At 72.4% G+C, this 17,116-nt stretch carries 15 protein-coding genes; 3 read left to right on the forward strand and 12 right to left on the reverse strand.

The window, feature by feature from the left end; genetic code table 11:
• Positions 1-18: 18 nt before the first annotated feature.
• On the forward strand, positions 19-1,203 hold the full coding sequence (locus RNB18_RS26550) for an MFS transporter (protein WP_311716627.1): 1,185 nt from the start codon (positions 19-21) through the stop codon (positions 1,201-1,203).
• A gap of 6 nt (positions 1,204-1,209) precedes the next feature.
• Here the strand turns inward: RNB18_RS26550 and RNB18_RS26555 are convergent, their stop codons facing one another.
• From RNB18_RS26555 to hrcA, 10 genes are all read right to left on the reverse strand, one after another.
• Positions 1,210-2,211: an adenosine deaminase gene (locus tag RNB18_RS26555; RefSeq protein ID WP_311716628.1), complete on the reverse strand. Its 1,002-nt coding sequence runs from the start codon at positions 2,209-2,211 to the stop codon at positions 1,210-1,212.
• A 20-nt stretch (positions 2,212-2,231) separates the two neighbouring features.
• Complete coding sequence (locus RNB18_RS26560) at positions 2,232-3,137, reverse strand: ribonuclease Z (RefSeq protein WP_311716629.1); 906 nt, start codon at positions 3,135-3,137, stop codon at positions 2,232-2,234.
• A gap of 6 nt (positions 3,138-3,143) precedes the next feature.
• Positions 3,144-3,497, reverse strand: a complete 354-nt coding sequence (locus RNB18_RS26565) for a histidine triad nucleotide-binding protein (protein ID WP_280857558.1) — start codon at positions 3,495-3,497, stop codon at positions 3,144-3,146.
• Between the two features lie 33 nt (positions 3,498-3,530).
• Positions 3,531-6,746, reverse strand: coding sequence for a S41 family peptidase (locus RNB18_RS26570; RefSeq protein ID WP_311716630.1), 3,216 nt, complete (start codon positions 6,744-6,746; stop codon positions 3,531-3,533).
• A gap of 45 nt (positions 6,747-6,791) precedes the next feature.
• Positions 6,792-7,325, reverse strand: coding sequence for a hypothetical protein (locus tag RNB18_RS26575; protein ID WP_311716631.1), 534 nt, complete (start codon positions 7,323-7,325; stop codon positions 6,792-6,794).
• A 158-nt stretch (positions 7,326-7,483) separates the two neighbouring features.
• Positions 7,484-7,876 carry a VOC family protein gene (locus RNB18_RS26580; RefSeq protein ID WP_311716632.1) on the reverse strand — a complete coding sequence of 131 codons (393 nt, stop codon included), beginning with the start codon at positions 7,874-7,876 and terminating at the stop codon, positions 7,484-7,486.
• A gap of 19 nt (positions 7,877-7,895) precedes the next feature.
• On the reverse strand, positions 7,896-8,645 hold the full coding sequence (locus tag RNB18_RS26585) for a 16S rRNA (uracil(1498)-N(3))-methyltransferase (RefSeq protein ID WP_311716633.1): 750 nt from the start codon (positions 8,643-8,645) through the stop codon (positions 7,896-7,898).
• Positions 8,642-9,718: a nitronate monooxygenase gene (locus RNB18_RS26590; RefSeq protein WP_311716634.1), complete on the reverse strand. Its 1,077-nt coding sequence runs from the start codon at positions 9,716-9,718 to the stop codon at positions 8,642-8,644. Before RNB18_RS26590 ends, RNB18_RS26585 begins: the two co-directional genes overlap by 4 nt.
• A gap of 164 nt (positions 9,719-9,882) precedes the next feature.
• Positions 9,883-11,022: a molecular chaperone DnaJ gene (gene dnaJ / locus RNB18_RS26595; protein WP_057615850.1), complete on the reverse strand. Its 1,140-nt coding sequence runs from the start codon at positions 11,020-11,022 to the stop codon at positions 9,883-9,885.
• On the reverse strand, positions 11,023-12,039 hold the full coding sequence (gene hrcA / locus RNB18_RS26600) for a heat-inducible transcriptional repressor HrcA (protein WP_057615852.1): 1,017 nt from the start codon (positions 12,037-12,039) through the stop codon (positions 11,023-11,025).
• Positions 12,040-12,189: 150 nt separating this feature from the next.
• Between hrcA and RNB18_RS26605 the strand changes: the two genes are divergently transcribed.
• Both RNB18_RS26605 and RNB18_RS26610 read left to right on the forward strand, forming a co-directional pair.
• Positions 12,190-12,918 carry an MBL fold metallo-hydrolase gene (locus RNB18_RS26605; protein WP_311716635.1) on the forward strand — a complete coding sequence of 243 codons (729 nt, stop codon included), beginning with the start codon at positions 12,190-12,192 and terminating at the stop codon, positions 12,916-12,918.
• Positions 12,919-12,952: 34 nt separating this feature from the next.
• Positions 12,953-13,765 (forward strand): DUF3097 domain-containing protein, encoded by an 813-nt coding sequence (locus RNB18_RS26610; RefSeq protein ID WP_311716636.1) that lies wholly within the window; start codon positions 12,953-12,955, stop codon positions 13,763-13,765.
• A 33-nt stretch (positions 13,766-13,798) separates the two neighbouring features.
• Here RNB18_RS26610 and hemW read toward each other — a convergent pair whose 3' ends face one another.
• Positions 13,799-15,031 (reverse strand): radical SAM family heme chaperone HemW, encoded by a 1,233-nt coding sequence (hemW, locus tag RNB18_RS26615; protein ID WP_311716637.1) that lies wholly within the window; start codon positions 15,029-15,031, stop codon positions 13,799-13,801.
• A gap of 31 nt (positions 15,032-15,062) precedes the next feature.
• A complete protein-coding gene (locus tag RNB18_RS26620; RefSeq protein ID WP_311716638.1) occupies positions 15,063-17,057 on the reverse strand; it encodes a SpoIIE family protein phosphatase in 1,995 nt (664 codons plus the stop codon).
• Positions 17,058-17,116: the final 59 nt, after the last annotated feature.

The raw sequence follows: 17,116 nt of genomic DNA on the forward strand, positions 1-17,116 counted from the left end.
CATGCCCTGGGAACGCCCGTGTTCGCCCGCACCACCTTGCCCTGGCCCCTCGTTGCCCTTTTCACGGCCGGGTACCTCGCCCCCTACCTCCTCCCGACCACCGTCGGCAGGCTCGACTCGGGGCTTCCGCTCACCGCCACCGAGGCGGGTGCGGTCGGCAGCGCGCTGCTGCTGAGTTCGGCGGCGGCAGGCTTCCTGCTCGCCTCCCGCGTCGACCGTGCCGGCCCCCGCACCCTCGCCCGCATCGGCCTCACCCTCGCCGTCCTCGGCTACGGCGGCGCCGCCCTCGCCCACGCCGTCCCGGCCGTCGTCATGGGCGCGCTGATCGGCGGCTTCGGATCCGGTACGTCGACGGCGGTGGCCGCCACCGGCATCGCCGCCCAGCCGGACCCGCACCGCACCACCACGGTCGGCCTCCTCGGTGTCTCCGCACTGGCGGGCGCCGTCTACCTGACCGTCCCCCACCTGGGCCCGGGGCACGGCCAGCCCTTGGCCGCGATCGCCCTCACCGCGCTGGCGGTCTGGCCCCTGACGGGCCGTCTCCCCCTGGCCACCGCCCCCATCCGAAGCCGGGAGACGCGCGCCCCGCTCCCCCACCTCCGTGCTGGCCTCCTCCTCGCCGGCACTCTGCTCTGCTGGTCCCTCGCCCAGAACGCCCTCTGGGGCGTCAGCGGCCGCATCGGCCTCACCCAGGCCCACCTCTCCGAGGCGACGGTCGGCGCGGTCTTCGCGATCGCCCTCGGCGCGGGCCTGCTGGGCGTCGTCGGCGCGGGCGCCCTGGGCCCACGCCTCGGCCGCGCGCTCCCCATCGGCGGCGGCACCGTCCTCATCGCCGCCTGCATCACCCTCAGCGCCTCCGCGACCGACCTGACGTCCTTCGCGTCCGGCGAGATCGCGTGGAACACGCTCTACCCGATCGTCCTGTCGTACGTCATCGGCCTGGCTGCCTCCCTGGACCCCCGCGGCCGCTGGGCGGTCCTGGTCGGCTCGGCATCCTCGCTGGGCACGGCAGCGGGCCCGCTGACCGGCAGCCTGCTGGCCACGCGGGCCGGCTTCCCGGCGATGGGCACGGTCCTGGCCGTCGGCCTGCTGCTGATCGCCGTACCGATGACGGCGGTGGCAATGGGCGCGGGCAGGCGCACGCTGCCGGTGGTGGAAATCCCGGTGGAGACCCAGGCGTACGACAAAGCAACGGCCGCATAGTTGCCTTCAGGGGCGCGGGGAGAACTCGTACGCGTCAACTTCCGCAAGGTACCGAGCCCGCAGCTCCTCATCGTGCTCCAGGAAGGACGCGAGGAAGGAGTTGCGGGCCAGCTCCCGCAACCGTTCCTCGCCCAGGCCCAGCGCCGAGTGCACCGCGTCGAAGTTGTCCCCCGCATACCCCCCGAAGTACGCCGGGTCGTCGGAGTTCACCGTGCAGAGCAACCCGGCGTCCAGCATCGCCGGCAACGGATGGTCGGCGAGCACATCGACCGTACGGAGCCGCACGTTGGACAACGGACACAAGGTCAGCGGAACCCGGTCCCGTACCAGCCGCGCGACCAGCTCCGGAGACTCCATGCACCGCAGTCCATGGTCGATCCGCTCCACCCCGAGCACGTCCAGCGCCTCGACGATGTACTCCGGCGGCCCCTCCTCCCCGGCGTGCGCCACCCGCCGCAGCCCCAGCGCCGCCGCGGCCTCGTACACCTCGCGGAACTTCACCGGAGGATGCCCCACCTCGGCGGAGTCGAGCCCCACACCGACGATCCGGTCGAGATACGGCTTGGCGGCCTCGAGGGTCTCGAGAGCGGACTGCGCGGACTCGTCCCGCAGGAAGCACATGATCAGCTGCGTGGAGACGCCGTGCACGTCCTCGCTGCGGGCCAGCGCCCGCCACAGCCCCTCGACGACCGTCCCCATCTCCACGCCCCGCGCGATGTGCGCCTGCGGGTCGAAGAAGATCTCCGCGTGCCGCACCCCCTGTGCTGCGGCCCGGGCGAGATAGGCGTTCGCCAGGTCCTCGAAGTCCCGCTCGGTGCGCAGGACGGCCATGAGCTCGTAGTACAGGTTCAGAAAGGACTGGAGGTCCTCGAACCGGTACGCCTTTCGGAGCGCGTCCGTGTCGGCGTACGGCAGCTCGACGCCGTTGCGCGCGGCCAGCTCGAAAGCCAGCTCCGGCTCCAGGGTGCCTTCGATGTGCAGGTGCAGTTCAGCTTTGGGGAGGGACATCAAAGCATCGTACGGCTGCTTTATCGCCGTTTCGGAACCGGGACCCGCAGGAGGTCGTGGGCCACGGTCAGCTCGCCCTGGTAGCCGGCCGCCCGCGCCTGCCGCTCGAACTCCTCCGGTTCGGAGTACCGCTGACTGAAGTGCGTGAGCACGAGATGCCGTACGCCGGCGTCGCGGGCGACCCTCGCGGCCTGACCGGCGGTCAGGTGGCCGTGCTCCACGGCGAGTTGCTCGTCCTCGTCCAGGAAGGTCGACTCGATGACAAGCAGGTCGCAGCCGTCCGCGAGGGCGTGGACGCCGTCGCAGAGGCGGGTGTCCATGACGAACGCGAACCGCTGGCCCCGGCGGTTCTCGCTGACGTCGTCGAGGGAGACGCCGTTCAGGGAGCCTTCCCTCTGGATCCGGCCGACGTCGGGCCCCTTGATGCCGTGCGCGGCGAGGCGGTCCGGGAGCATGCGGCGGCCGTCGGCTTCCGCGAGGAGATAGCCGTAGGACTCGACGGGATGGGAGAGCTTGCGGGCCCGGAGGGTGTAGCCGCCGGTGCGCGCGACGACCCCGTCCTCGGCGACCGGTGCCTCGGTGAGCCGGACGGTCTCCCGGTACGCCGTCGCGTACCGCAGCCGCTCGAAGAAGCGCTGCCCCGACTTCGGGTAGTGGGCGGTGACCTCGTGCGGGACCCGGTCGAGGTTGATGCGCTGGATCACGCCCGCGAGGCCGAGGGAGTGGTCGCCGTGGAAGTGGGTGACACAGATCCGGTTGAGGTCGTGGGCGGCGACCCCGGCGCGCAGCATCTGACGCTGGGTGCCCTCGCCGGGGTCGAAGAGGATGCCCTCGCCGTCCCACCGCAGCAGGTAGCCGTTGTGGTTGCGGTGCCTTGTGGGGACCTGGCTGGCTGTGCCGAGGACGACCAGTTCACGTACGGACACGGTGGGTTATCCGGGCGGCCAGTGCAGGCCGCGGCCGCCGATCACGTGGGCGTGGGCGTGCCAGACGGTCTGGCCGGCGCCGCTGCCGGTGTTGAAGACCGTGCGGTAGCTCTCCAGCTTCTCGTCGTCGGCGACGGCCTGGGTCTCGCGAAGGACGTCGGCGGCGAGCTCGGGCGCGGCGGCGGCGAGCACCGCGGCGGTCTCGTAGTGGGCCTTGGGGATCACCAGGACGTGGGTGGGAGCCTGGGGGTTGATGTCCCGGAAGGCGACGGTGGTGTCCGTCTCCCGGATGATCGTCGCCGGGATGTGGCCTTCGACGATCTTGCAGAACAGGCAGTCGCCCTGGGGTTCCCCTGGCATGGTGTTCCTTTCGCCTCGGATCTCGGGGGCATCTTAGTCAGGCAGAGTCGGCGGAATCTTGGCAGGACTGCTCTCCAGTGCCTCCAGAGCGATCCGCACCGCCTCGTCCAGCTGCGCGTCCCTGCCGGCCGCGTAGTCCTGCGGCCGCTGCACGACCTCCACGTCCGGGTCCACTCCGTGGTTCTCCACACCCCACTCGTAACCCTCCAGCCAGAACGCGTACTTGGGCTGGGTGATCAGCGTGCCGTCGACCAGGCGGTAGCGGCTGTCGATGCCGATGACCCCACCCCATGTGCGCGTTCCCACCACCGGGCCGATGCCCAGCGCCTTGATCGCCGCGTTGACGATGTCGCCGTCGGAGCCCGAGAACTCGTTCGCCACCGCCACGACAGGACCGCGCGGCGCGTCCCTCGGGTAGCTGTAGGCGCGCATGCCGCGCGGCAGCGCCCAGCCGACGATCCGGCGGGCCAGCTTCTCGACGACCAGCTGGGAGGTGTGGCCGCCGCGGTTCTCCCGGACGTCGACCACGAGCCCCTCGCGGGCCACCTCGACCCGCAGGTCGCGGTGGATCTGGGCCCAGCCCGGGGCCTGCATGTCCGGGACGTGCAAATACCCCAGCCGCCCGGCGGACTTCTCGTGGACGTAGGCGCGGCGGTCGGCGACCCAGGCGTGGTAGCGCAGGGGTTCCTCGTCGGAGATCGGTACGACGACCGCGTGCCGCAGCTCGCCGCCGCCGGACGGGGAGATGGTGAGCTCGGTCGGTTTGCCCGCCGTGCCGACCAGGAGCGGGCCGGGGCCCGTGACCGGGTCGACCGGGTGGCCGCCGACCGCGACGATCGCGTCCCCGGCGCGGACCGCGACGCCGGGTGCGGCGAGCGGGGAGCGGGCGTCGGGGTCGGAGGTCTCGGTCGGCAGGATGCGGTCGATGCGCCACTGTGCCGCCCCCTGGGGGCCGTCCTCGTGGCGGGTGATGTCGGCGCCGAGCAGACCCTGGCGGGGGCCGTGGCCGTGGCCGCCGCGGGGGGTGACGTAGGCGTGGGAGGTGCCGAGTTCGCCGTGCACCTCCCAGAGGAGGTCGACGAGGTCGTCGTGGGTGGCCAGCCGGTCCAGGACGGGCCGGTAGCGGTCGAGCACGCCGTTCCAGTCGACACCGCTCATGTCCGGACGCCAGAAGTGGTCGCGCATGATGCGGCCGGTCTCCGCGTACATCTGGCGCCACTCGGCCGACGGGTCGACGGTCTGGCGGATGCGGCCGAGGTCGACGCTGATGTTCGTGTCACTGTCGTCGTCGTTCGAGGCACGGCGGTCGCTCGGTACGACCTTCAGGCGGCCGTCGGTCCACAGCAGGACCCGCTTGCCGTCGCCGCTGACGGCGAAGTGGTCGGCATCGGCGGCGAGATGCTCGAGGCGCTGCTGGGCGAGGTCGTAGCGCTGGAGGTCGGTCTTGGGGTCGGGGTCGTCCGGGGTGGCCCGGGAGGAGCCGAGGACGCCCTGGACGGGGTGGCGCAGCCACAGCACGCCGTCCTTGGCCGCGCGGAGGTTGGAGTAGCGGCCGGCCTCCACCGGGAAGGGCACGATCCGGTCGGCGAGGCCCTCGAGGTCGATACGGGTGGCCGGGGTGCCCTCGCTGTCGGGGGTCTCGTCCTTGTCGGGGGCCTCGAAGGGGCGGCCGTGACGCTGCGGGCCGAACGGGGAGGGGGTGGTCGCGGCCAGCGTGATCAGGTGCGGGCGGTCGCCGACCACGAAGGCGAGGTCGAAGACGTGCTCGTCGTAGACCGGGTCGAAGGAGCGGTTGGACAGGAAGGCCAGGTGCTTGCCGTCGAGGGTGAAGGCGGGGGCGTAGTCCTGGAAGCGCAGCGGGGTCGCCTCGGTGACCGACAGGTCGGTGGTGTTGGCGAGGCGGAGCTGGCAGAGCGGGGCGGGGCCGGGGTGCGACCAGGCGAGCCAGGCCGAGTCGGGCGAGAAGGTCAGCCCCCGTACGTCGCCGTCCTCGCTGCGGTCGACCTCGCGGACCTCGCCGGTCTCCCGCTCGACGAGCAGCACGCGGCCGTCGTGCGCGGCGACCGCGGCCCGGCTGCCGTCGGGGGCCATGGCGAGACCCAGGACGCGGCCGAGCTGTCCCGCGGCGAGGCGGCGCGGAGTGGCGCCGGGAGCGAGGCCGGTGGCGGGCGCGAACTCCAGGGCGTCGTCGCCCTCCGCGTCCGTCACCCACACCACCCACTCCTCGCCCTCCGTGCGGAAGGTGCGCGGCAGCCGGGCCCGGACGCCGGGTTCGGCGGCGAGCGCGCGGGCCGGCCCCGAGCGGTGGGTGACCCAGTGGACGGCCCCGCGCACCGCGACCGCGCTGCCGCGCGCGGTGTGGTCGGGGGCGGCCGAGCCGAACCAGCGGGAGGCGTCCACCGGGAACGGCTGCCGGTCGGCACGCTGTCCGCCGAGCCGGACCTCCAGGCGGCGCGGTTCGGCGCCGTCGAGGTCGTCGAGGATCCACAGCTCGCCGGCCGAGGTGTAGACGACCCGGGTGCCGTCGCCTGCCGCGTGCCGGGCGTAGTAGCCGTCGAGGGGGGTGTGCCGTCGCAGGTCGGAGCCGTCGGCGAGGGAGGAGTGGACGGCCCCGGTGCCCTCGTGGTCCGAGAGGAAGGCGATCCGGTCGCCCGCCCACACGGGGTACTCCAGGTTTCCGTCCAACTCCTCATGCAGGCGTACGAATTCGCCGTCGCCCTCGGGATCGATCCACAGCTTGCCCGCCGTACCGCCCCGGTACCGCTTCCACCAGGCCGCCTCCCGGCCCATGGGCGCGGAGAGGATCACGGTCGCCGGTCCGTACGCGACCTGGCCGACGGGCCCGTACGGCAGGGTGGTGCCGGGGCCGCCGTCGAGCGGGACGGTGTGTGCCCAGCTGCGGCGCAGGCTGGCCTGGCCGTGGGTGGTGATCGCGAGGACCTCGCCGTCCGGGGTCCAGCCGCGCACCTGGGTGCGTGCACTGCCCCAGTGGGTCAGCCTCCTGGAGGGTCCGCCGTCGACCGGGGCTATGTGCACCTCGGGGGCGCCGTCGCGGGCGGAGGTCCAGGCGACGGTGGTGCCGTCGGGCGAGATACGGGGATGGGTGACCGGCACGTTGTCCGCGCTGACCCGCCAGGCGCGCCCACCGTCGAGCGGCGCGATCCACACGTCGTCCTCGGCGGTGAAGGCCACCAGCTCGCCCTGCAGATGCGGAAACCGGAGATATGCAGACGTCGCAGGCTGTGTCACCCGATCACCCTATGCACGGGCGGTCCCCGTGCACAGAGGTTTCGATCACTTGCCGTCGGGCCAGCACTGGGGGTCGTTCTGGCACCAGATCGTCTTCGTGACGGTCACGGTGACGGTCGGACCGGGCTGTCGCGGGTTGTTGACCGGCGGGGTGGGAGTGGCATTGCAGTCGCCGAGCCCCTCCACGTGGAACCACTGCTTGCCGCCGACGGTGGCGGTGAGGTCTCCGCGCACACACGCGCCGCTGACGGTCCGGGTCACCTTGCCCTTGACGGTGATGTCCTTGCCGTCCCGTGTCTTGCCGTCGCAGTCGACGGTGGCGACGGTGTTCACGCTGGAACTCGGTGTCCGGTCGCCGTTGTCGTACGAGGCCGTGCAGGTCAGCCAACTCACGTCGGCCTTCTGCCGGTTCAGCTCCTTGGTGACCAGCTGGTCGGTGGTGTACGACACGGTCGCGGAGCTGACCACGCCGGTCGGATCACACGCGGCGACCCCGCCCACGGCCAGCACGGCAACCCCGATCACACCCGCTACTCGCACCCCGCGCGGCCGACGCCAGTTCCGTCTCAACGCCACCATGGAGGGCAGCCTGCCACTGTCCCGCCCGGGACGGTAGGGCGCATACGGCCACCTGCGCGCCGGTCGAGGACGAGCGAGGGGGATCGACGAGGCGACGGACCGCGGACTCCTGGCCAGTGCAGCCGAGTTGGACGGCTGGGACCTGTTCGACGCGGTGCTCAGGCGCGCAGCAGCAGCCACTCCTGCAGCTCCACCAGGTTGCCCTCCGGGTCCTTGAGGTGGGCGACGCGCATCCGGTCCGTCATCGGGGACGGGCCGTGCAGCAGGGTGGCACCGCGGGACGCGATCTGCTCGCAGTAGGTGTCCAGGGCGTCGACGCGGAGCACGACCAGGGAGCGGTGGCCGGTGGCCGTGTCGCCCAGTTCGCCGAGGACCGCCGCCATCATCGACCGGTCCTGCAGGGCGATGCCCGCCGAGCCGGTGGCGGGGCTGAACTTCTCGTACGGCCCGCCCTTCGCCCCCGACTGGGGCTTGAGGCCTAGGACCTCGGCGTAGAAGCGGTAGCAGGCGGCGAAGTCGGTGACGAGCAGGCGTACTTGGGCGAGTTCCACAGCCGTCCTTCCAGGGGGGTCAGGACCAGCGGCCGGTGCGGCCGAGGAGCAGTGCGGTCGCCGCGGTTCCGGCGGTCGAGGTACGCAGCACGGTGGGCCCGAGGACGTAGGCACGCGCGCCGGCCTCCTCGAAGAGCGCCAACTCGTCCTTGGCGACGCCTCCTTCGGGGCCGACGACCAGCACGATCTCACCCTCGTCGGGGAGTTCGGCGGTGGCCAGCGGCTCGCTGCCGCGGTCGAAGTCGGAGTGGAGCACGGCGGCGAAGTCGGCTTTGGCGAGAAGTGCGGCAACCTGTTTGGTCGTCGCAGCGTCCGCGACCTCCGGGAAGCGGACCCGGCGGGACTGCTTGCCGGCCTCGCGGGCGGTGGCCCGCCACTTGGCGAGCGCCTTCAGGCCCCGGTCGCCCTTCCACTGGGTGATGCAGCGGGCCGCCTGCCAGGGCACGACGGCGTCGACGCCGACTTCGGTCATGGTCTCGACGGCGAGTTCACCGCGGTCGCCCTTGGGGAGGGCCTGGACGACGGTGATACGGGGCTGGGCCTGAGGTTCCTCGGCCACCGAGTCCAGCTGGACGATCAGCCGGTCCTTGCCCTCGGTGCCGAGCACGACACAGTCGGCCCAGCGCCCGGCCCCGTCGGTGAGGATGACGTCCTCGCCGGGCTGGAGCCGCTTCACGGAGACGGCGTGGCGGCCTTCGGCGCCGTCGAGGACGTAGCGTCCGCCGCCGCCCGTGTCGAAGTGCTCGACCACGAACACCGGTGCGGTCATCGCGGGTCCCCCGTGCCTGACAACGCTGTCCTGACCGCGTCGAGTTCGGCGGCGAGTATCTCCACCAGCTGCCCCGCGGGCAGCTCGCGTGCCATCCGGTGCCCCTGGCCCGCCCACAGCGCCATGCCCTGCGGGTCCTTGGCCTTGGCGGCGGCCTTCCTGAGCGGGGCGGTGAGGTGGTGGACCTCGGGGTAGGCGGCGGGCGCGTACGGTCCGTGCTCGCGCAGGAAACGGTTGACCAGGCCACGAGCCGGTCTGCCGGAGAAGGCGCGGGTCAACTCGGTGCGGACGTACAGGGGGTTGGTCAGCGCCTGCTTGTGCACGTCGTGGGCGCCGGACTCGTGTGTGGCGAGGAACGCCGTGCCGAGCTGGGCCGCGCTCGCGCCCGCGGCGAGGACGGCGGCGATCTGGCTGCCGCGCATGATGCCGCCGGCGGCGACGATCGGGATGGTCACCGTCTCCCGGATCTGGGCGACGAGGGAGAGGAGTCCGAGACCGGAGCCGTCCTGCTCGGGGAGGTCCCGGTGGGTGCCCTGGTGCCCGCCGGCCTCCACGCCCTGCGCGATGACGGCGTCGGCGCCCGCGTACTGCACGGCGAGGGCCTCTTCGGGGGTGGTCGCGGTGACGAGGGTGAAGGTGCCGGCGCGGCGCAGCGACTCCAGGGTCTCGCTGCTCGGGATGCCGAAGTGGAAGGAGGCCGCCGGCACGGGGTTGTCGAGGAGTACGGCGAGTTTGGCGTCGTACCCGTCGTCCCGGCCGCTGTCGGGGTCGCCCAGCTCGGTCTCGTACCAGGTGGCCTCGCCGGCGAGCTGATGGGCGTAGACCTCGACGGCCGCCGGGTCGGCATACTCGGGTTGCGGCATGAACAGGTTGACCCCGAAGGGCAGCCCGGTCAGCCCGCGCAGCTGCTTGATCTCCTGGTACAGCCCGTCGGCCGTCTTGTACCCGGCTGCGAGGAACCCGAGCCCGCCCGCCTCGGACACGGCGGCGGCGAGCCGCGGCACGGAGACGCCGCCCGCCATGGGGGCCTGCACGATCGGATGACGGAAGAGACCGGTCAGCGCGGAGGACATGACGGCATGTTGTCACGTCCTCCGAACAAGTCCGAATCGGGCCTTCGACAGCTCACGTACGACCGTTGAACGCGTCCTTCAACCGGGAGAACAGCCCCTGCTGCCCCGGCTGACTGTGTCTGCCCGGGGGACGACCCCCGGACCCCCGGCAGTCGTCCCACAGCTCACGTACGGCCGTTGAACGCATCCTTCAACCGGGAGAACAGCCCCTGCTGCCCGGGCTGGAACTGCCCCGTGGGCCGTTCCTCGCCGCGCAGCTTCGCCAGCTCGCGCAGCAGGCGCTCCTGCTCGGGGTCCAGCTTGCTCGGGGTCTGGACCTCGACGTGGACGATGAGGTCGCCCCGGCCGCCGCCGCGCAGGTGGGTGACGCCCCGGCTGTGCAGCGGGATCGACTGGCCGGACTGGGTACCGGGCCGAATGTCGACCTCCTCCATGCCGTCCAGCGTCTCCAGCGGCACCTTCGTGCCGAGCGACGCCGCCGTCATCGGGAGCGTGACCGTGCAGTGCAGATCGTCGCCGCGCCGCTGGAACTGCGAGTGCGGGAGTTCGTGGATCTCGACGTAGAGGTCACCGGCGGGACCGCCACCGGGACCGACCTCGCCCTCACCCGCGAGCTGGATCCGCGTGCCGTTGTCCACACCGGCCGGGATCTTCACGGTCAGCGTGCGGCGCGAGCGGACCCGGCCGTCGCCGGCGCACTCCGGGCACGGGGTCGGGACCACGGTGCCGAAGCCCTGGCACTGCGGGCACGGCCGGGACGTCATGACCTGGCCCAGGAAGGACCGCGTCACCTGCGACACCTCACCGCGACCGCGGCACATGTCACACGTCTGAGCGGAGGTCCCCGGCGCCGCGCCCTCACCGCTGCAGGTGGTGCAGACGATCGCCGTGTCGACCTGGATGTCCTTCGTGGTGCCGAAGGCCGCCTCGTCGAGCTCGATCTCGAGACGGATCATCGCGTCCTGGCCGCGCCGGGTGCGCGAGCGCGGACCCCGCTGCGACGCCGTACCGAAGAACGCGTCCATGATGTCCGAGAAGTTCCCGAACCCACCGGCCCCGAAGCCGCCCGCGCCACCGCCGCCGGCCTGCGAGAGCGGGTCGCCACCGAGGTCGTAGACCTGCTTCTTCTGCGGGTCCGACAACACCTCGTAGGCGGCGTTGATCTCCTTGAACCGCTCCTGGGTCTTCGGATCCGGGTTGACGTCCGGGTGCAGCTCGCGTGCGAGCCGACGGAACGCCTTCTTGATCTCATCCTGCGACGCGTCGCGGCGCACGCCGAGAACGGCGTAGTAGTCCGTGGCCACTTACGACTCCGCCAGGATCTGTCCGACGTACCGTGCCACTGCGCGTACCGCTCCCATCGTTCCCGGGTAATCCATGCGGGTCGGTCCGACCACGCCGAGCTTGGCGACTGCCTCGTTGCCCGAACCGTAGCCGACCGACACCACTGAAGTGGAGTTGAGTCCCTCGTAGGCGTTCTCGTGACCGATGCGTACGGTCATGCCCGAATCCCCCGCCTCGCCAAGGAGTTTGAGGAGGACGACCTGCTCCTCCAGAGCCTCCAGGACGGGCCGGATGGTGAGGGGAAAGTCATGTCCGAAGCGGGTGAGATTGGCGGTGCCGCCGATCATCAGCCGCTCCTCGTTCTCCTCGACGAGTGTCTCCAGGAGAGTGGAGAGCACTGTCGTGACCGTACCCCTGTCCTCGACGTCGAAGCCTTCGGGCAGGTCCTCGACCAGTCGCGGCACATCGGCGAACCGCCGCCCCGCGACCCTGCTGTTGAGCCGGGCCCGCAGATCGGCCAGCGAGGCCTCCCCGAAGGGCGCCGGGCAGTCGACCATGCGCTGCTCGACCCGGCCGGTGTCCGTGATCAGCACGAGCATCACGCGCGCGGGGGCGAGCGAGAGCAGTTCCACATGCCGCACGGTCGAGCGGGTCAGGGACGGGTACTGCACGACGGCGACCTGCCGGGTCAGCTGCGCGAGCAGCCGCACGGTCCTGGCCACGACGTCGTCGAGGTCGACCGCGCCGTCGAGGAAGTTCTGGATGGCGCGCCGCTCCGGCGCGGTCATCGGCTTGACGCCCGCCAGCTTGTCGACGAACAGCCGATAGCCCTTGTCGGTCGGGATCCGCCCGGCACTGGTGTGCGGCTGGGCGATGAACCCCTCGTCCTCCAGGGCCGCCATGTCGTTGCGGACGGTCGCCGGGGAGACGCCGAGGTTGTGCCGCTCGGTCAGGGCCTTCGACCCGACCGGCTCCTCGGTGCCGACATAGTCCTGGACGATGGCGCGCAGCACCTGGAGCCTGCGTTCACTCAGCATCGCGCACACCTCCAGAAGTCGTTCCCTTGGCGCCTCGCCTGGCACTCTGTCCGTCCGAGTGCCAGCGCTCCCCGGCCAGTGTACGGCGGTGGGGTAGTCCCTGGGCAAGGCTGGTCCCGGCGTGACGGGTTGTAGGGCTAGCGTCGCGGTATGACGGTGACTTGGGAAGAGCTGGGGTGGGAGCGGGTCGCGACCGGGGTGGGGCGGTGCCGGCTGCCCGGCTGGGACTGCACGGCGGGCCTGGTGATCGGCGAGGGGACGGCCCTGCTGATCGATTCCGGCTCCGGCCTCGCGGAGGGCGCCCGCCTGCGCGCACAGGCCGAGGAACTCGCCGGCCAACGTGTGACCCATCTCGCGCTCACCCACCCCCACTTCGATCATGTCTTCGGGGCGGCGGCGTTCGCTGGCGCGGAGGTGTTCGGCGCGGTGGGCGTGGAGACGGTGCTGAGGGGACGGCTGGGCCGCGCGGAGCTGCGGGCGGACGCGCTGCGCAACGGACTGGCCCCGGAGGTGGCCGACGAGGCGGTGGACGCCCTCGTCTCGCCCCGGCACCACGTCTCCGGCGAGTGGACGCTCGACCTCGGCGGCGGCCGCCAGGCGCTGCTGGCGAACGTCGGCCCCGGCCACACGGCCCACGACCTCGCCGTCCTCGTCCCCGGCTCCCCGGAGGTCGTCTTCTGCGGCGACCTGGTCGAGGAGTCGGGCGAACCGCAGGCCGGCCCGGACGCCGTACCGTCGCACTGGTCCGCCGCGCTGGACCGGCTGCTGGACCTGGGCGGCGAGGACGCGCTGTACGTGCCCGGTCACGGAGCGGTGGTGGACGCGGCGTTCGTCCGGGCGCAGCGGGACGCGCTCGCGGCCCGCTTCGGCGTGTCGTGATGACTCCCGAGCCGCTTCTCCTATCGTCATCCGAATGCGCCAGTACTCCGCCGACCTGACCCCTCCGTGGAAGAAGCCCAAGGCGGTGCCGGAGGTCCCCGCCGAGCCCGGCCTGGTGGTCGAGGAGCCGGGGACGGGCTTCTGCGGAGCGGTGATCCGCTGCGAGGCGGGCACGGTGACGCTGGAGGACCGCTTCGGCAAGCACCGGGTGTTCCCGCTGGAGCCGCGCGGTTTCCTCCTGGAGGGCCGGGTGGTGACGCTGGTGAAGCCGTCGGGCGCTTCGGGCGCTGCTGTACGACCCACCCGTACCGCGTCCGGCTCGGTGGCCGTCCCCGGCGCCCGCGCACGCGTGGCCCGCGCGGGCCGTATCTACGTCGAGGGCCGCCACGACGCGGAGCTGGTGGAGAAGGTCTGGGGCGACGACCTGCGCATCGAGGGCGTGGTCGTGGAGTACCTGGAGGGCGTGGACGACCTCCCGTCGATCGTGGCCGAGTTCGCGCCGGGCCCGGACGCCCGCCTCGGCGTCCTGGTCGACCACCTGCTCCCCGGCACGAAGGAGTGGCGCATCGCACAGGAGGTGACGAGCGAACACGCCCTGGTCGTCGGCCATCCGTACATCGACATCTGGGAGGCGGTGAAGCCGTCCTCCCTGGGCATCGAGGCGTGGCCCCGGGTACCGCACGGCCAGGACTGGAAGACGGGCGTGTGCAAAGCCCTGGGCTGGCCGTCGGAGAACACGGGCGCGGTGTGGCAGGCGATCCTGAAGCGGGTGGGGTCCTACAAGGACCTGGAGCCGGAGCTGCTGGGCCGGGTGGAGGAACTGATCGACTTCGTCACGGCGCCCTAGGACATCCTTAAAGAACCTGCCCCGCCGGTTCGCTCAGTCCACCAGATCCCGCACCACCGCGTCCGCCAGCAGCCGCCCCCGGAGCGTCAGTACAGCCCGGCCCTCCCCGTAGGGCGCCTCCTCGAGCAGGCCCTCCCCCAGCGCACGCCGAGAAGCTGCCAGGCCCTCCTCGCGCAGCAGCGACAGTGGCGCACCCTCCCGCAGCCTCAGCTCCAGCAGAATCCGCTCGACCCGCCGGTCCTCGTCCGACAGCAGCTCACGCCCTGCTCCCGGAGACTTCCCGGAGGCCAGCGCCGCCGCGTAGGCCCCGGGATGCTTCACGTTCCACCAACGAACCCCGCCCACGTGCGAGTGGGCCCCGGGCCCGGCCCCCCACCAGTCCGCGCCCCGCCAGTACAGCTCGTTGTGCAGGCACCGGCCCGCCTCGGACGTGGCCCAGTTCGACACCTCGTACCAGTCGAACCCGGCCTCCGCCAGCACCGAGTCCGCGATCAGATACCGATCCGCGTGCACGTCGTCGTCCGTCATCGGCACCTCGCCCCGACGGATGCGACGAGCCAGCTGGGTGCCCTCCTCGACGATCAGCGCGTACGCCGACACATGATCCGGTCCGGCCCCGATCGCCGCCTCCAGGGACGCCCGCCAGTCGTCGTCCGACTCCCCGGGCGTGCCGTAGATCAGATCCAGGTTGACATGCGAGAACCCCGCCGCCCGCGCCTCCGCCACGCACGCCTCCGGCCGCCCAGGGGTGTGCGTACGGTCCAGCACCTTCAGCACATGCTGCCGCGCGCTCTGCATCCCGAAGGACACCCGGTTGAAGCCGCCCGCCCGCAGCTCGGCCAGATACGCCGGGTCCACCGACTCCGGGTTCGCTTCGGTCGTCACCTCCGCGTCCGCGGCCAGCCCGAACTCGTCACGGATCGCCCCCAGCATCCGTACGAGGTCCCCGGCGGCCAGCAGCGTGGGCGTACCGCCGCCGACGAACACCGTGCGGACCGGGCGCGGGTCGTCGCCGAGGACCTTCCGCGCCAGGCGGATCTCGTCGATCAGCGTCTCCGCGTAGTTGTCGCGGGAGGCCAGCACCCCGCCCGAACCGCGCAGCTCGGTCGCGGTGTAGGTGTTGAAGTCGCAGTAGCCGCAGCGCGTCGCGCAGTACGGGACGTGCAGATAGAAGCCGAGAGGGCGGTCGGCGGACCCGGTGAGCGCGGACGCGGGGAGTGAACCGTCGTCGGGGACGGGTTCGCCGTCGGGGAGTGCGGAAGGCATGTCCTCCATTGTCCCGCACCCCGGCGGACACCTACTCCGCCTGCAGCACCAGCAACGCCAGATCGTCCTCCGGCGGCCGCGCCCCGAACTCGTGGACCAGCCGCTTGATCCGCTCCGCGATCAGCTCGGCGTCCAGCCCCGCGCAGCCGGCCAGCGCGTCCGCGAGGCCGTCCTCGTCGTCGAACTGCCGGGAGCCGCTGCGCCGCTCGGTCACCCCGTCGGTGACACACAGCAGGCTGTCACCGGGCCGCAGCTCGAAGGTCTCACTGGTGTACGTCTCGTCCTCGACGACCCCGAGCAGGGTCTGCGGCCGCGCGGTGGTGCGGACCTCGCCATCCGATCCGAGCAGCAGCGGCAGCGGATGTCCGGCGGAGGCGAGGGTGCAGCGCACTCCGCCGTCGAAGGGCGCGAGCTCGCCGTAGAGGAGGGACAGGAAACGGGTCTGGGGGCCGTCGCCGGGGTTCATGGGGCGGCCGCCCGCGGAGGCCAGGGCCCGCGCCGCCGCGTCCGCGGCCTCCGTCGCGTCGTCGAGGAGCAGCTGGTTGAGGCGGTCGAGGACATCGGCGACGCGGTAGCCCTCGCGGGCCAGCAGCCGGAGCCAGGGCCGGGCGAGACCGATGACCACGGCGGCCTCGGGGCCCTTGCCCTGAACGTCACCGACGGCGAAGCACCAGCGGCCGTCGCCGGCCGGGAAGAGATCGTAGAAGTCGCCGCTGGGCCCGCCCTTGTCGCACGGCTCGTACACCAGGGCGCTGCGCACCCCGGGGATCTCGGCGACCGCGCCGGGGAGCAGACCGCGCTGGAGCACCGCGCTGATGGTGGCCTGGCGTGCGTACTGGCGGGCCGCGCCGATGGCGAGCGCCACCCGGCGGCTGAGATCCTCGACGAGCCCGGTGATCTCGTCGGGGAAGGAGACCAGCCCGGCCCGTCCGATGACCAGGGTGCCCAGCGGGCGGCCGCCGGCCGTGAGGCGGTAGGCGAGCGCGGAGCCGTGCGTGCCGTGCGGGCCCAGTGCCTGGCCGGGCCAGGGGAACGGGACGGGCCCGGGATGGTCCGGCCCCGAGGTGCCCGGCGGCTCCTTCTCCAGCGCCTGCCGCAGATCCTCGATCCGGGTCTCTGAGCAGTGCCAGACCCGGGCCAGCCGGGGCCCGGACACACCGCCCTCGCTCCAGCCGGTCCCGCTCTCGGCCTCACCCGGGCGAGGGGACCCCCAGCGCCCGGCGACCTCGTCCTCCAGCCACACCGCGCACCAGTCGGCCAGCCGCGGCACGATCAGCTGGCCGGCGAGGGCGGCCACCAGGTTCTCGTCGAGCTGGCCGGCGAGCAGGTCGGAGGCCTCGGCGAGGAAGGACAGTGCACCGCGGTTCAGCCAGTCCCGGTCCTGCCCACCGCGAGGGACGGGCTCGGGCGAGACCGGGGCCCGGGACGGAGGCGGCTCCGGGGCGAGTATCCCGGCGACCCGCAGCGCCCGGTCACGTGCGCGGTCCCCGGCGTACGCCTGGATCCCGTCGAGGGCCTCCTTCCCTCCGGCCGGCAGCTGCGCCCACACGGTCTTGGCGCCCGTGCGGTAGGTGATGCCCCAGGTCTCGGCGAGCGCGGCGACCAGGCGCAGCCCGCGCCCGTACTCCGGTGTGCCGTACGACGGTTCGGGGTCACCGTCGCGAGGGGCACGCGAGGGATGGTGGTCGAGGACCTCGACGACGAGGGCACCGGTGTGCGCCTCCAGGCGGCAGTCGAGCTCGACGTCGGTGCCCGCGTGGATGACGGCGTTGGTGACGAGCTCGCTGACCACGACCACGGCGTCGTCGGTCTGCCGGTCGGTGAGGAACTCGGTGCCGGGCAGGGCGAGTTCGGCCCATTCGGTGAACGCGGCCCGTAACAGGGCCCGCGCCGAGCCCGCCGCGAGCGGACCGCCGGAGAAGGTGGCGTGGGCGTGCGCCCGGGCGGGCGGGAGCGCGTCACCGTCGCGCGTCGGCACGCCGGACGCACGGGCAACGGACTCCCGTTGCGCAGGAATGGCCCCCATGTCCGTCTCCCGAACCAGTTCGGACGAATACACCTCAGTCGATGCGGACAGAGTGACAG

Source organism: Streptomyces doebereineriae (assembly GCF_031845645.1).
In the GTDB taxonomy this organism is placed as follows: domain Bacteria; phylum Actinomycetota; class Actinomycetes; order Streptomycetales; family Streptomycetaceae; genus Streptomyces; species Streptomyces canus.

Bases quoted from the DNA above. Each gene is read 5' to 3' on its own strand.
- RNB18_RS26565 (WP_280857558.1), bottom strand. From the start codon at position 3,497: ATGCCAGGGGAACCCCAGGGCGACTGCCTGTTCTGCAAGATCGTCGAA.
- RNB18_RS26620 (WP_311716638.1), bottom strand. From the start codon at position 17,057: ATGGGGGCCATTCCTGCGCAACGGGAGTCCGTTGCCCGTGCGTCCGGC.
- RNB18_RS26555 (WP_311716628.1), bottom strand. From the start codon at position 2,211: ATGTCCCTCCCCAAAGCTGAACTGCACCTGCACATCGAAGGCACCCTG.
- RNB18_RS26585 (WP_311716633.1), bottom strand. From the start codon at position 8,645: ATGACCGCACCGGTGTTCGTGGTCGAGCACTTCGACACGGGCGGCGGC.
- RNB18_RS26590 (WP_311716634.1), bottom strand. From the start codon at position 9,718: ATGTCCTCCGCGCTGACCGGTCTCTTCCGTCATCCGATCGTGCAGGCC.
- RNB18_RS26610 (WP_311716636.1), top strand. From the start codon at position 12,953: ATGCGCCAGTACTCCGCCGACCTGACCCCTCCGTGGAAGAAGCCCAAG.
- RNB18_RS26605 (WP_311716635.1), top strand. From the start codon at position 12,190: ATGACGGTGACTTGGGAAGAGCTGGGGTGGGAGCGGGTCGCGACCGGG.
- RNB18_RS26575 (WP_311716631.1), bottom strand. From the start codon at position 7,325: ATGGTGGCGTTGAGACGGAACTGGCGTCGGCCGCGCGGGGTGCGAGTA.
- hrcA (WP_057615852.1), bottom strand. From the start codon at position 12,039: ATGCTGAGTGAACGCAGGCTCCAGGTGCTGCGCGCCATCGTCCAGGAC.
- hemW (WP_311716637.1), bottom strand. From the start codon at position 15,031: ATGCCTTCCGCACTCCCCGACGGCGAACCCGTCCCCGACGACGGTTCA.